A 15,052-nucleotide genomic window follows, 5' to 3' on the forward strand; every position below is an offset into this window, starting at 1 on the left:
ATAACGGAAGCTATTCCTTCGCTTCGCCGGCTACTTCGGGTTCGGGCTGGGGTTCCACTAGCTCCAGGCCATAGTCCTTTCCTTTTACCACCTGCGGCACGCCCTGCTTCATCCATTGCGGCATGGGCGCTCCTTTCAGGTAATAATCAAAATACTGCGACATGCGCACCGAGAGGTCTTTGCGGTTTTTGCGCTGCACCAGGTTGTGGTCTTCGTTGTTGTAGACCAGCATCCAAACCGGTTTGTTGAGGCGGCGCAGCGCCATAAAATATTCAATGCCCTGGTACCACGGCACCGAGCCGTCAGCGTCGTTGTGCATGATGAGCAGGGGCGTTTCTACCCGGTCGGCAAAGAACAAGGGCGAGTTTTCGATAAACTGCAGCGGCTTGTCCCACAGGGTGCCGCCAATGCGGCTTTGGGTGTGCTCATACTGGAACTGGCGGCTCAGGCCGGTTCCCCAGCGGATGCCGCCATAAGCGCTCGTCATGTTCGATACGGGCGCACCTGCCATAGCCGTTTTAAACAGATTGGTGCGCGTCACCATGTAGGCGATCTGGTAACCGCCCCAGCTCTGGCCCTGCAGCGCCATGTTCTTGTCGTCTACAAACCCTTTGGCTACCAGGCTTTGCACGCCCGGCATGATGCAATCCATGGCGCTCTCGCCCGGGTAGCCGTTTTTGTACACAATATCCGGCACAAACACCAGGTAGCCGTTGCTTACAAAGTATGGGATGTTGATGGTGGAAGCACTTGGCGCCGGCACGCGGTGGTTGTGCATGCCGTCGGAAGAACGCTCGTAGAAGTACACCATCATCGGGTACTTTTTATTCGCATCAAAGTTCTCGGGCTTGTAGAGCAGGCCCTGCAGCGGCACGCCATCCGTCGATTTCCAGTCCACCAGCTCCACCGATCCCCACAAATAATCCTTCATCTGTGGGTTGGCGTCGCTCAGTTTTTGTACGTTGGCAAAGCTTGCATCCGAAGTATACAGGTCGTTATACTCCCGGAACGAGCCTTTGCGGAACGTTACCCGGTCATCGTTCCTGGCCTTGTGCAGGCTGGTATAGGCATGATCCGAGAAAATAAGCTTTTCGGGCTGCGCCTGCTTGCCTGCAAAATCACGGTAATAGCCGTTGGCCTTGGTGGCCAGGTTAAAGGCGCTCAGGTATAAGGTGGCATCTTCGGGTATGAATTTCTCTTCCTCGTCGAGCAGCTCATAGCGCAACCGCAGGTTGTGCGTGCGGCCATACTTGTCGGTCAGGTTTTCGGGGGCTTTTTTGCCACGTGGGTCTAGTTTCCAGATATCATACTTGTCATACACCAGCAGGGCAACGTCTTTGCCTACCCAGCCGGCCAGGCCATATTCGTCGGGGAGCATGGGCATATCGTTTGTTTCGTCGTAAAAAGGCAGCCCAATGCGTTTGGTCAAATTCAGCTTGCTGCCTCCTTTGCTTGCAAGCGCATACCAGCTGCTATCAACCGGCTCATACCAGTATACATATTCGCCTAGTGGCGAGAGGCGCGGCATGCCGCGGGTTTCGCTGAGCACCTGTTTGCGGGTGCCCTTTTTCAGGTCGATCAGGTAAGCGTCTTTGCGGGTAGGGGTTTCGTAGCCGATCGTCTGCTTATACTTCTCGTCGCTTACGCCCAGCGCCACATCGCCTGTCAGGTACGCATCCAGGTATACATCCGGCACTTCGAGCGTAGCCAGTTGCTGCAGGCGTTTGCCTTTCAGGTCGTACATGGCCAGGAAGGAGCGCTTGAGTTCCTTGTCTTTTTGCTTGAGCTGCATAGGCTGAATAAGCGGATCTTTATACGTCCAGATGTCCAGGCTTACTTTGTCCTCCTCCAGCTTGGTGGTATCTTTTTCGTAGCGCGTAGGGCGCGGAAACGTGCCGAAGAACAGGCGTTTGCCATCTTCCGAGAATTTGAGCTCGCCGTTTTCGCTCACCATCCAGTTTTTGGTTATGCCCCGGGAGGCCGTATCAGCCAGCACCAGTTTTTTGCGGTCTTTGCTGTTCCAGTAGTTGAGGTTAAAGTAGCGGATATCGGCTTCCAGGCTATCCATGGTGGCCACATAAGCCAGCTGCCCGCCCGCTTTGTCGGTGCTGATGCCCTTATAGGCTGTCTTGCCCGTATCAATGGGCATCGCTTTCAGGTCGGCGGTATTCACGGCAAACACACCGGCGTTGTGCAGCGAGTCGAGCTTGTCTTTCACAAAGTAGAGCATGTTGCCTTTCTCCGAGAAAATAAAATCGGTTACGCGGCTGAAACGCTGCTCCTGCCCTGTCTGCAAATTGCGCAGCACCAGCTCGGTGCCTTCTGCTTTCTTGTTCTCTCCTTTAACTGGCTTTTTAGCAGCCGCTTTCTCGGGTGTCTTAGCCTTGTCATCCTTTTTTGGTGGCAGGGGTTTTTCCAGTTGGTAAGCTACCCAGTTGGTGCCTTCCTTGGGCAGCTTAAACGATTTTACGCGGGGCACTTTCACCACCTTCATGTCCGGCAGGCTTACAATGGCCAGCGAGTCTTTGGGCAGTTCGTCAGCCTTCTTCTTTTTAAGCTTCAGGGCACGCACCTTCTGGTACTCGGGCTTCACCTGGAAAACGGCAAAGCGGCTATCGGTGGTAAACTCGGCTTTGGTGCCCCGGCTATACTTGGATACGGCGTTGTTGATGTAGTTCCGGATGTATAATTCGCCATCGCCTTCCTGCGGGTTCACGTTGTAGAGCACGTACTTGCCGTTACGGGAGATCTTGTCGCCCTCCACGCCTTTCCAGCTGTCGTATACGTCGTGGGTAAGCGGTTTTTTGGCGTTTTGCTGCTGGGCCTGTGCCTGCCAGAAGGCACTGCACAAAACTGCCGCCAGTAAAAGTCTTTTCATTGGGGGAATGTTGGTGTCAGATACGTTTAAATAGCATACTAGTGCGATGCTAAATATAAGGGAAAATGCGTTAACCTTATGTTACAACATCACTTTAGCCGGCAAAAAGAAAACCGTTACGCAGGTTGCTTCCGCTGAAGTATACCCCGCGGGCCCAGCCGAAGCCGCTATAATGCCAGGCGACCGGCAGAACGTGGCCACTCTTTTAGCTGTTCTCCGTATGGCTTTCTGGCAGCACCGGTGTCTGGCGAAATAAAAGCGCCGGCATCCTGCCCCGGATTTTCAGCCCGTTTCCGGCAGGCCTGATTAGCCTAACGAACGTTTGGTTTTCCGCCCGAAACTTGATACTTTCACACAATAAAATTATTTCCTACAAGATCATGCAAACAAAAGAAGTATATATTATCTCCGCTGTCCGGACGCCGATTGGCAGCTTTGGCGGCGTATTCGCGGGTGTTTCTGCTACACAGCTGGGCGCTGCCGCCATTAAAGGAGCGCTGGAGAAAGCCGGCGTAGACAAAAGCCAGGTGCAGGAAGTGATCATGGGCAACGTGCTGTCGGCCGGCCTGGGCCAGGCGCCTGCCCGCCAGGCAGCCATTGCCGCCGGATTGGGCTATAACGTAGAGTGCACTACCGTGAACAAAGTATGCGCTTCGGGCTCCAAAGCCATTATGTATGCGGCTCAGGCCATTATGTTGGGCCACAAAGATGTGATCGTGGCAGGCGGTATGGAAAGTATGAGCAACGTGCCCTATTACCTCGACAAAGCCCGTTTCGGTGCCAAGCTTGGCCACGGCCAGATGACGGACGGCTTGTTGAAAGACGGCCTGTGGGATGTATACAACGATTTCCATATGGGCAATGCGGCCGAAAACACAGCCAAAGAGCTGAAGATCACCCGCGAAATGCAGGACGAATATGCCATTAACTCATACAAAAAAGTGGCTGCGGCTGCAGAAGCCGGTCAGCTGAAAGATGAGATCGTGCCTGTGAAAGTAGCGCAGCGCGGCAAAGACCCACTTGTGGTAACGGAAGACGAGGAGTATAAAAAAGTTAACTTCGACAAGATCCCGGGCCTGAAAGCGGTATTTGATAAAGCCGGTACCGTAACGGCTGCCAACGCCTCTACCCTGAACGACGGCGCGGCTGCCCTGGTGCTGATGAGCAAAGAGAAAGCCGAAGAGCTGGGCGTAAAACCGATCGCCAAAATCTTGGGCTTTGCCGATGCCGAGCAGGACCCGATCTGGTTCACCACCACACCCGCCCTGGCGATACCGAAGGCTCTTAAAGTTGCCGGCGTGGAAGCCTCTGACGTGGATTTCTACGAGATCAACGAAGCATTCTCAGTTGTATCGATCGCTAATAACCAGAAACTTGGCCTGGAAGGCGGTAACGTGAACGTGTTTGGCGGCGCTGTGTCGCTGGGCCACCCGCTGGGTGCTTCCGGTGCCCGCATTGTAGCCACGCTGTGCAATGTGCTAAATAAAAAAGGCGGCAAAATTGGCGTAACCGGCATCTGCAACGGTGGTGGCGGCGCTTCTGCTATCGTGCTGGAGAAAATGTAAGCTGCCCCGTCGGCATATTATTTGCAGGAAGCCTTACGTTAGCTCGTAAGGCTTCTTTGTTTATCCAGACCTCGCAGTGTGCGCAGCTCCTGCGAGTGTCTGAAATGGAAGTTTGTGATGAAAGGACGTACTGGTTTCAGACAGGAGAAAGTATAGGTTTAGATCTATCCTTGTTGTTAGTAAGACGCTCGCAGGAGCTATTGGCAGCGTACCTGTTCATCCTAAAAATCCTGATTCTGACGTTTTGAATCGTTTGGTAACGTTTGATGTTCTTTAAAAGCTTAGTTTTATACTTGTATAAGTATACATTCTACTGCTGTTTCACCCGTAATTTCAGCTCTTGCTATGCTTTATAAAATAGGAATTGTCGTGCTGGCATTAGGCCTGTTGCCTGTGCTGGCTCTGGCTCAAACCAAAGTAACCACCTACCACGACCAGACCCGTACAGCCGTGAAAGAAGTATACTACATGACGCCCGACTCGGCTATTGTAGGCTACTACAACCGCTACTACCCTACCGGCCAGCGCGAAGCACTGGTAAAATTTGTAGCAGGCAAAAAGGACAGCGTTTACACTGAGTTCTACCCCGATGGCAAGCCCAAACTGCAGGTAACCTATGCTAACGATGTGAAGCAGGGCCCTTACAAAGCCTATCAGCCCAACGGCAATTTGTTGCAGGAAGGCAGTTATGTAAACGACCAGCAAAGCAATGTGTTCAAAACGTTTTATGAGGATGGCACGCTCAAAAAAGAAACGCAGTTTGTGAATGGCTTTCCGGAAGGGCTGGTGCGTGAGTATTACCCTTCGGGTAAGCTCAAATCTGAGATCACCTACAAAGACAGTAAGCAGAACGGCCCGGCCAAAACATACTATGCCAACGGCACCCTGGAAACGGATGCTACCTACCGCAACGGCATGCTGGAAGGATCCTACAAAACCTATTTTGAGAACGGGCAGTTGCAAACGGAGGTAGTGAACAAAGCCGGCGAAAAGGACGGCACTTTCAAGAGCTATTACCCGAGCGGCAAACCCAGCACCGAAGGAAGTTTCCTGGCTGGCAAAATGCACGGCCAGGCCAAATCATACTATGAAAGTGGCCAGCTGCGCAGCGATCTCACCTATAAGAACGGGCAGCCTACCGGCAAATATTTCTACGAAGATGGCAAACTGAAAGAAGAGGTCTCCACGAGCAGTAACGGCGCCGATAGCAAAACGACCTTGTACTATCCTTCCGGCAACGTAGAGGCCGAAGAGCAGCTAAAAGACGAAAAGAAGCACGGCAACTGGAAAACATACTTCGATGCGCCCGGCAAAAAAGTACAGGTTTCGGAGAACTACACAGAGGATAAACTGGCCGGCGACCGGCTGGTGTACTATGATAATGGCCAACCAAAAGAAAAGTATACCTTTGAAAAAGGGAAGATTACGGGCCTGAGTTACGAATACTACCCATCGGGCAAGCTCAAATCGGAAACCAACCACAAAGACGGCCTCAGGTTCGGCCCCTACAAGCAGTATTTTGAAGACGGCAAGGTCGAAGTGCTCGGCCAGTTCCGCAACAACCGCGAAACCGGCACCTGGAAATACCACGATCCGAGCGGGAAAGTAGTGAAGACCCTCCTTTACCGTAACGGCCAGGTAGTGCCAAAGTAAAGTCTTATTGGTTTTGATGTTTCTGGCGCAAGCGTCCGCTAGTGCTTGTTTTCCAAAAGTATAAAGCCTTTGCAGGCACAGCCTGGGTAGCTGTATAAAACCCGCCCAGGTTACAGGTACAAAAAGCCGCCTCTTGCTCTTCCCGCAAAGGCGGCTTTTTAGCTTGCTGCTGGTCCCGATCAGCAGCTATTATCTTCTCTCAAATTCATTTTATACTTTATCTCAAAACGCCTATCTTACTATAAAAATAGAACAGATGGATAGGAGAAACTTTATACGAAACGGATCACTGGCAGGCATTGCGCTGTCAGCTTTTACGCTGGAGGCGTGCAGCCCCGGCACGGCCATAAAAAACACCGAAGAACCCCCTGCGCAGGAAGCTGCGAAAACGCAGGAATTTACCCTGAACGAAACCACCATACGCGAGCTGCAGCAGAAAATGCAAAGTGGCGCGCTCTCTTCCAGCGCTATAACCAAACAATACCTCGACCGCATCGAAGCCATCGACAAAAATGGCCCCAGGCTTAACTCGGTGATCGAGGTAAACCCTGATGCCTTAAGTATAGCCGAGCAAATGGACAAGGAGCGCAAAGCCGGCAAGGTACGCGGGCCCCTGCACGGTATTCCGGTGCTCATCAAAGACAACATCGATACAGCCGATAAAATGCAGACTACCGCTGGCGCACTGGCACTGGCCGGTAATATCGCCTCCGATGATGCTTTTGTAGCAAAACGCCTGCGCGATGCAGGTGCTGTTATACTTGGTAAAACCAACCTCAGCGAGTGGGCCAATTTCCGCTCTACCCGTTCTACATCAGGCTGGAGCAGCCGGGGCGGCCAGACCCGCAACGCCTACGTCCTGGATCGCAGCCCCTGTGGCTCCAGCGCCGGTTCGGGCGTAGCCGTAGCCGCTAACCTCTGCGCCGTAGCCGTGGGCACCGAAACCGATGGCTCTATTGTTTGCCCGTCGGCCGTAAACAGCGTGGTGGGCATTAAGCCGACTGTGGGCCTGGTAAGCCGCTCCGGCATTATTCCGATCTCCGCCACCCAGGACACAGCCGGCCCCATGGCCCGCACCGTAACGGACGCGGCGATCCTGCTGGGCGCGCTAACCGGTACCGACCCCAAAGATGCCGTTACCAAAGAGAGTGCCGGCAAAGCCTACACCGACTATACCCAGTTCCTGGATGCTAACAGTTTGCAGGGAAAGCGCATCGGCGTGGAGAAAACCTTTCTCAAAAGCCACGAAGGCGTAGATGCCCTGCTGCAGAAAGCCCTCGAAACGCTGCGCAGCAAAGGGGCTACCATTGTAGAAGTTGAGGTGGTAGATAAGGTAAACAAGCTGGGCGGTGATGAATTTAAGGTGCTGCAATATGAGTTTAAGGATGGCGTGAACAACTACCTGGCCGGGGCAAATGCCCAGGTGAAAACCTTAAAAGATGTGATTGCCTTTAACAAAGCGCATGAAAAAGAGGCCATGCCATACTTTAAGCAGGAAACCCTGGAAAGCTCTGAGGCGTTGGGCGGCCTGGATTCGAAAGAGTACCGGGAGGCAAAAGAAAAGAACCTGACCACGTCGCGCAAGATCATCAACGAGGTGATGAAGGATAATAAGCTCGATGCCATCTCGGGCCCTACCTACGGCCCTTCCTGGTGCATCGACCTGGTAAACGGCGACTCCTTTACGGGCTACGGCCTGTCCACCCCGGCAGCCATTGCCGGTTACCCGCACATCACCGTTCCGATGGGTGCCGTGCAAGGTTTACCCATTGGTCTGTCGTTTTTCGGGGGCGCCTATTCCGAGCCAAAGCTCATCGGCATGGCTTACGCCTACGAACAGGCCTCGCACAATCGTGTAGCGCCTACTTTTATCAAGTCCACCAATCCGATGTAAGGCAGGATAGCATTTATACTTCAAAGCCCCGGTTCTTAAGAGCTGGGGCTTCTTGTTTACTCCACACCGGTCTGGCTCTAAGACCAGGAGGGAATTAGGCTGTTGGTTCTTTTGGAAGTATAGGCGGTGTTGTTTTAGCTTCATTAGCTTGCTCACAAGATCCTTTCAGGATGACAAAAGGGAAAAATGGCTGTTCCACTAGAGACAAGTATAAGTGATATGATGAAGGAAGAACATCCCCCTACCCCCTTCAAAGGGGGACTTAGTTCAAGTTGCATAGTATAAACAGGAGCTATCGAAAGCTTCCCAGTCCTTGGGTGGGGGTGCAGGGGCCCCCTTTAAAGAGCGCCTCGAGAATTTCCGGTGACAAACGTTAGTGAGGCAGCCCGAGGTACGAGGGCAGGGAATGAAAGCAGCGCGATGCCCGAGGACGAGCCCCGGCGGGCTTGGAGCGCTCCAAAGTATAAGATGAAACAAGGCAAGTATAAAACTTAGGAAGAAAGGCTGCTATCAAGTATAGCCGGAATATCTTACTTAGAGTACAACCGCTAGAAAGTATAGCTAAGCATTGAGAAGTATCAAACAGCAGCTACAGAGTATAGCCAAAAGTATAAAGGAGCACCATTCAGCACCTACCAAGTACAGCAGAAAAGTATAAAGCAACTGACAGAAAGCTCCAAAACGAATCATAAAAACCTAAACATTAACTACATACACCAACTCCCAGACTTCACCTAAAACCATTGCATCAACGCCAGAAACCCATTTCTTCCAACTACACCAACACCCCATACTACAATCTCGGCTGGAAAGCCATTTTATAGGCAAACTTTTATTTTCACACAAATTCACAAACCAATTTATCCACAAAAAACACCCACCAGCTGAATTACTTAACAAATTATCCACTAAACCTACCCCTTCGTTTGATTTTTAATTCCTGATTCTTCAAATTACCTTCGCAACCTAAACACGAGTACCATGACGCAGAACGGACTGAACGAAGGCCTCCGAAACAACTGGAGCCTCGAGGAGATAAAAGCAATATACTATAAACCCGTACTGGAACTGATTGTGGAAGCAGCCAATGTACACAAGCAGTATCAGGCTACCGGCGAGGTACAGGTTTGCACCCTGCTATCGGTAAAAACCGGCGGCTGCCCCGAAGACTGTGCTTACTGCCCGCAGGCAGCCCGCTATAATACCGGCGTGGATGTGCACAAACTCATGAGCCAGGAACAGGTGCTGGCCTCGGCACAGCGTGCGCGGGAAGGCGGCTCTACCCGTTTCTGCATGGGCGCAGCCTGGCGCGAGGTGCGCGACAACCGCGACTTCGACAAGGTGCTGGACATGGTGAAAGGTGTAAATGACCTGGGCCTGGAAGTATGCTGCACGCTGGGCATGGTAAACGAATACCAGGCCGAGCGCCTGAAAGAAGCCGGTTTGTATGCTTACAACCACAACCTGGATACCTCGGAAGAGAACTACGCCAGCATCATTACTACCCGCACCTACGACGACCGTCTGAACACGATCGACAACGTGCGCAAAGCCGGTATTTCGGTATGCTCCGGAGGCATTATCGGTCTGGGCGAAACAGACGAAGACCGCATCGGCATGCTGTATACCTTATCGAACATGGAACAGCACCCAGAGTCGGTGCCGGTAAATGCGCTGGTACCGGTTAAAGGCACGCCCCTAGAGAACCAGCCCCGCGTGTCGGTTTGGGAAATGGTGCGCATGATCGCCACGGCCCGTATCCTGATGCCAAAATCGATGGTGCGCCTGTCGGCGGGCCGCGAGGCGATGGATGTAACCGAGCAGGCCCTTTGCTTTCTGGCCGGAGCCAACTCTATCTTTACCGGCGAAAAGCTGCTGACCACCCCAAATCCGGACTTTGACCAGGACAAGGCCATGTTCCAGCTACTGGGCCTCAAACCAAGAAAATCCTTTAAGGAGGAAACACAAGCAGTTTGCTAGACAGACGAAAGACTGTTTGACATAAGACAAAAGACTTTATACTTTACAGTATTACCACTAATTCCTTTGTCCTTTGTCAAACCATCCTTTATCAAATAAACTGAAGCAAAAACTGGCGGAACGGGCAGCACAGGGCAACCTGCGGCAGCTCAAAATCACCGACGGGCTGGTAGACTTTTGCTCCAACGATTACCTGGGGCTGGCCCGCAGCCAGGCCTTACGGGCCATTCTGCAGGACGAAACGCAACAGTATAGCCATATGCCGCTGGGTGCTACCGGCTCCCGGCTTTTATCGGGCAACCATAGGTTGTTTGAGGAACTGGAAGAAACGATAGCCCACTACCACCACGGCGAAGCAGCCCTGCTGTTCAACTCTGGGTACACGGCAAACGTCGGGCTACTGTCTGCTTTGCCCCAGCGCGGCGATACGGTTTTTTACGATGAGGCCAGCCATGCCTCTATGAAAGACGGGCTGCGCCTGAGCTTTGCAAAAAGCTACTCTTTCGGGCATAACAATGTGGCCGACCTGCGGCAAAAGCTGAAGCGGGCAACAGGGCAGGTATACGTGGTAGTGGAGGCGGTTTATTCGATGAATGGCGACACGGCGCCTTTGCAGGATCTGGCGCAGCTGTGCCAGGAGCAGAATGCCGCTTTAATAGTAGATGAAGCCCATGCGGCCGGCCTTTACGGCCCTAACGGAGAAGGATTAACAGTAAGCTTAGGCTTAGAAGATCAGGTATTTGCACAGGTCATTACCTATGGCAAAGCCATGGGCAGCCATGGCGCCGCTGTGGTGGGGCCAAAGGTGCTGCGCGATTTCCTGATCAACTATAGCCGCGCCTTTATTTATACAACAGCCTTGCCCACGCATGCCCTGCTGGCCCTGAAATGTGCCTACAGGCTGCTACCCAGCCTGCAGCTGGAACGCCGGCAGGTAAAAACGATGGTAGGCCAGCTCTATACGCAACTGAATAATGTGCCGGGCATCCGCTGCGCCCCCGCTGAGAGTGTCATACTTTCGGTGTTTGTGGAGGAAGGCGGCACCGCGAAGCTGAAAGAGCTGGCGGCGCAGGTGCAACAACAAGGTTTTGACGTGCGCCCCGTACTCTCGCCCACTGTGCCGCAAGGCCAGGAGCGGTTGCGGGTGATTGTGCATGCATTTAATACAGCAGAAGAAATTGAAGGCCTCGTGCAGGCCATAGCCAAAGGAACATGAAAAGCTATTTTGTAACAGGCATCGGAACAGACGTAGGCAAAACAGTTGCTGCCGCCATCCTGACCGAAGCCCTTCAGGCCGATTACTGGAAACCTGTGCAGGCAGGCGGTCTTGATTTTACAGATACCGACACTGTTATGAGTCTGGTATCTAACCCTGTGTCCGTATATCACCCAGAAGCCTACCGCCTGAAAATGGCAGCCTCGCCCCACCGCGCCGCTGCTGCAGAAGGCGTGGAGATCGACGTGCACGCCATGCGCCTACCCCAGACCAGCAACAACCTCATTGTGGAAGGAGCCGGTGGCCTGATGGTGCCGCTCAACAAGCGCTTTCTGATGCTGGACCTGGTGCAGCAACTGGGCCTGGAGGTGGTGCTGATCTCCCGCAACTATCTTGGAAGTATAAACCACACCCTGCTCACGGCTGAAGTGCTGCGCTACCGCAAAATTCCCGTAACGGGCATTATCTTTAACGGAGAGGAAAACCCCACCTCCGAAGACTTCATTGTGAAGTATACCGGCCTGCGCCGGCTCCCTTCCATCCGCCAGGAAGCCGACTTCTGCAAAGATACGGTAGCCGAATACGCCCGCCAGTTTGAAGGCTATTTTTAGGATGCAAGACGTTAGACACAAGCTATAAGACAAAACTCTACTTAACGATTTCTTTTAGTGTTAACGAGGCAACGGGGCTGCGCCAGAGATTAGCTTTACGCTAATCAAACGTCTTTTATCTGCTGTCCTGTGTCTTAAATCCTTTACCCATGAGTTTAGCCGAACGCGACCAATGCACCATCTGGCATCCTTACACGCAGATGAAAACTGCCGCGCTTCCTATACCGATCGTACGCGGTGATGGCGCCCTGCTGCTAGCGGAAGACGGGAAAACCTATGTAGATGCGGTAGCCTCGTGGTGGGTGAACCTGCATGGCCACGCACACCCCTACATTGCACAGAAAGTAGCCGAGCAGCTGCAAACCCTGGAGCATGTTATTTTCGCGGGCTTCACGCACCCGGCAGCAGTAACGTTTGCCGAGCGCTTGCTGCAGATCTTACCCCAGGGCCAAAGCCGCATTTTTTATTCGGATAATGGCTCTACGGCGGTAGAAGTAGCCCTGAAAATGGCCATCCAGTACTGGAACAACCTGGGTTCGCCCAAAAAGAAGATCATTGCCTTCCGCGACAGCTACCACGGCGATACGTTTGGCGCTATGGCCGTGAGTGCCCGCAGTGCTTTTACAGCTCCCTTCTGGTCTTACCTCTTCGAGGTGGCGTTTATTGATGTGCCGGTGGCAGGCAGAGAAGAAGAAAGTATAAACCAGCTGCGGAGCATAGCGGAAGCCAATAACGATATAGCCGCTTTCATTTACGAGCCGCTGGTACTAGGTACCGCCGGTATGGTGATCTATAGCCCTGAAGTGCTGGATGAGCTGCTCGGTATCTGCCAGCAGCACGACATTTTAACGATTGCCGACGAAGTGATGACGGGTTTTGGGCGCACCGGCCGCACCTTTGCCTCTGATTACCTGCAGCGCCAGCCCGACATGGTGTGTTTATCCAAAGGCCTGACGGGAGGCACGATGGCGCTGGGCGTTACCTCTGCTTCGGAGAAAGTATACAATGCCTTTCTGCACGACGATAAAAGCAAAACGCTCTTCCACGGGCACAGCTACACGGCAAACCCTGTAGCCTGCGCCGCCGGGCTGGCAAGTATGGACCTGCTCATGCAGGAAGAAACGCAGCAAAATATCCGGCGCATTGGTCAGCGCCACCAGCAGTTTGCCGAAAAGATGCAGGCGTTGACGCATGTAAAAGAAGTGCGCCAAACAGGAACTATACTTGCTGTGGAGTTTGAAGACGGGGGCACCTCCTACTTCAGCGATCTGCGCGACACGCTCTACAGCTACGGCCTGGACCAGGGCGTGCTGCTCCGCCCGCTCGGGAACATCATCTACATCATTCCGCCTTACTGCATCACCGATGCCCAGCTGGAACAGGTATACCAGACGATACGTGGCATGCAGCAGGTAGTGTCCGGTGAAACCCATTACCCGCGCCCGGACCAAACCGTGTTACACGATTAGAAGCGATATGGATACCGCGCTGTCATTTCGACACTAGGAGAAATCTGTTTCTGATACGCATGAATACACGTCAGATCTCTCCTTGCGTCGAGATGACAAAATGTAGCATGGCAATAAATCTTTCTATCATGTAACTGCAACTTCTGCTGAAGCTGCAATGACAGAACTGTAGTAGAAGTATAACCAAACAATTCTCAGATCGCCAATCCATCCTATAGTATAAATTCCGTTCTTAATCCCGTACCTTTGCAGGCGTTTGGAAGCAGCGAAAGCACATATCGTTATTAGGGGCTGCGGCGCCATTTCGCCGCTCGGGCATGATGCCGTTACGACCGCGGCCGCATACGCGGCCGGAATTCCTGCGTTTACAACCATTCAGCACAACGGGCAGCCAACGCCAGTCGCCGCGCTTCCTGCTTCCGCTGAAGCGGAACTTGAAGCCTTACTGGCTACCAACCCTGCCTATAAACAGCTCGACCGCTCGGTGCAGCTGGCTATATATGCCGCCCGCCAGGCTGCTGCGCAAGCCGGCTGGTTACGGGATCATGCCCCAATTTCAGACGATCTGGGGGTGAACGTGGGTTCCTCGCGTGGCGCCACCGGATTATTTGAGCACCATTACAGCGACTTCCGGCAAAGTATAAACGGCAGTCTTTCGTCCGGTGCCTCCCCTACTACTACTTTGGGCAACCTTTCCAGCTGGGTGGCCCATGCCGTGAATGCGGGTGGCGCCCAGATCAGCCATTCCATTACCTGCAGCACCGCGCTCATGGCAATTGCAAACGGGGTGGCCTGGCTCAAAGCAGGTATGGCAGGCCGTTTCCTGGCAGGAGGCACCGAAGCGCCGCTCACCGGTTTTACCGTTGCCCAGATGAAAGCTGTCGGGATCTACTCCAAACGGGCAGGCCAGCCTTACCCGTGCCAGCCGTATGCGCTTGAAAAACAAAACACCTTTGCGCTGGGCGAAGGGGCCGCACTCATTGCGCTGGAACAGACAACCATGCTGAAATCGGGCGATTTTGTAGTAGAAGCAGTTGGGGTAGGCTTTGAGAAGATCGTGAGCAAAACAGGAATTTCGGCAGAAGGCATAAATTTTCAGAAAGCCATGCAGCATGCCCTATGCCAGCTGCCCACGCACGACCAGCAAGTTGATCTCATCATTACCCACACTCCCGGCACCCGCGCCGGCGATAAGGCCGAGCTAGCCGCTATTGCAGCTGTTTTTGGCTCCGACCAGCCCGCCATCACAACCAATAAGTGGCTCATAGGCCATACGTTAGGAGCCTCAGGCGCGCTGAGTATCCAGTATGCCCTGTACGTGCTGCAGCAGCAAGCTTTTGTTCCGATTCCTTACTCCTCCCTTCTACTTCCTGCTTCGGTGCCGGGCCGACCTTACTGCCGGGTGATGGTTAACGCTGCCGGGTTCGGGGGCAATGCCGCCAGCATCATCATTACCAAAATATAACAAAGAAAAGAAACTCCTATACGCTCTTATACCTGCCTGTCAATTATTTACAGTACCTTCTTCCAAATTCTGGAAAAATCCTCCCATAAAGAAAACTACCTGTTTGCGAGCACTTCCTTTTGGCACAGTTCTTTGCCTTGCTTTACACATTAAGTTATACAATATATAATATGGTTTATATAAAAATGCAAGCTTTTAGAAAATCCTGTATGCAACTCTTCTGATGGCATAATGGCATAATTATGTAGCACTATACAGATGAAGTATAAGAATAAGATTATATGTAAGTATAATCTTTTCAATAAGCAGTTTTATTCATCT

9 protein-coding genes are annotated in these 15,052 nt (G+C 52.7%); 8 read left to right on the plus strand and 1 reads right to left on the minus strand.

Annotated features, from left to right (window positions below; translation table 11 throughout):
• Positions 1–10: 10 nt before the first annotated feature.
• Positions 11–2,878: an alpha/beta hydrolase family protein gene (locus tag LWL52_RS12560; protein ID WP_242920300.1), complete on the minus strand. Its 2,868-nt coding sequence runs from the start codon at positions 2,876–2,878 to the stop codon at positions 11–13.
• A gap of 380 nt (positions 2,879–3,258) precedes the next feature.
• On the opposite strand from LWL52_RS12560, the gene LWL52_RS12565 reads away from it, so the two are divergent.
• From LWL52_RS12565 to LWL52_RS12600, 8 genes are all read left to right on the plus strand, one after another.
• The gene (locus LWL52_RS12565; protein ID WP_242920302.1) at positions 3,259–4,443 is read left to right on the plus strand and encodes an acetyl-CoA C-acyltransferase; all 1,185 of its coding nucleotides are present in this window, start codon (positions 3,259–3,261) and stop codon (positions 4,441–4,443) included.
• 345 nt (positions 4,444–4,788) lie between these two features.
• Positions 4,789–6,096 (plus strand): toxin-antitoxin system YwqK family antitoxin, encoded by a 1,308-nt coding sequence (locus LWL52_RS12570; RefSeq protein ID WP_242920304.1) that lies wholly within the window; start codon positions 4,789–4,791, stop codon positions 6,094–6,096.
• A gap of 256 nt (positions 6,097–6,352) precedes the next feature.
• Positions 6,353–7,990: an amidase gene (locus tag LWL52_RS12575; protein WP_242920306.1), complete on the plus strand. Its 1,638-nt coding sequence runs from the start codon at positions 6,353–6,355 to the stop codon at positions 7,988–7,990.
• Between the two features lie 981 nt (positions 7,991–8,971).
• Positions 8,972–9,970 carry a biotin synthase BioB gene (gene bioB, locus LWL52_RS12580; RefSeq protein ID WP_242920308.1) on the plus strand — a complete coding sequence of 333 codons (999 nt, stop codon included), beginning with the start codon at positions 8,972–8,974 and terminating at the stop codon, positions 9,968–9,970.
• Positions 9,971–10,043: 73 nt separating this feature from the next.
• Complete coding sequence (locus tag LWL52_RS12585) at positions 10,044–11,186, plus strand: aminotransferase class I/II-fold pyridoxal phosphate-dependent enzyme (RefSeq protein WP_242920310.1); 1,143 nt, start codon at positions 10,044–10,046, stop codon at positions 11,184–11,186.
• Positions 11,183–11,797 carry a dethiobiotin synthase gene (bioD, locus tag LWL52_RS12590; RefSeq protein WP_242920313.1) on the plus strand — a complete coding sequence of 205 codons (615 nt, stop codon included), beginning with the start codon at positions 11,183–11,185 and terminating at the stop codon, positions 11,795–11,797. Before LWL52_RS12585 ends, bioD begins: the two co-directional genes overlap by 4 nt.
• Positions 11,798–11,946: 149 nt before the next feature.
• Entirely contained in the window at positions 11,947–13,266 is a 1,320-nt protein-coding gene (gene bioA, locus LWL52_RS12595; protein WP_242920315.1) for an adenosylmethionine--8-amino-7-oxononanoate transaminase, read from the plus strand.
• Between the two features lie 256 nt (positions 13,267–13,522).
• A complete protein-coding gene (locus tag LWL52_RS12600; protein ID WP_242920317.1) occupies positions 13,523–14,731 on the plus strand; it encodes a beta-ketoacyl synthase N-terminal-like domain-containing protein in 1,209 nt (402 codons plus the stop codon).
• The last annotated feature ends 321 nt before the right edge of the window (positions 14,732–15,052 follow it).

The organism is Pontibacter liquoris, assembly GCF_022758235.1.
Taxonomy (GTDB): Bacteria; Bacteroidota; Bacteroidia; order Cytophagales; family Hymenobacteraceae; genus Pontibacter; species Pontibacter liquoris.

Excerpts from the sequence above, each read along its gene's own strand:
- LWL52_RS12565 (WP_242920302.1), top strand. The coding sequence starts at position 3,259 with ATGCAAACAAAAGAAGTATATATTATCTCCGCTGTCCGGACGCCGATT.
- LWL52_RS12575 (WP_242920306.1), top strand. The coding sequence starts at position 6,353 with ATGGATAGGAGAAACTTTATACGAAACGGATCACTGGCAGGCATTGCG.
- LWL52_RS12570 (WP_242920304.1), top strand. The coding sequence starts at position 4,789 with ATGCTTTATAAAATAGGAATTGTCGTGCTGGCATTAGGCCTGTTGCCT.
- bioD (WP_242920313.1), top strand. The coding sequence starts at position 11,183 with ATGAAAAGCTATTTTGTAACAGGCATCGGAACAGACGTAGGCAAAACA.
- bioB (WP_242920308.1), top strand. The coding sequence starts at position 8,972 with ATGACGCAGAACGGACTGAACGAAGGCCTCCGAAACAACTGGAGCCTC.
- LWL52_RS12560 (WP_242920300.1), bottom strand. The coding sequence starts at position 2,878 with ATGAAAAGACTTTTACTGGCGGCAGTTTTGTGCAGTGCCTTCTGGCAG.
- bioA (WP_242920315.1), top strand. The coding sequence starts at position 11,947 with ATGAGTTTAGCCGAACGCGACCAATGCACCATCTGGCATCCTTACACG.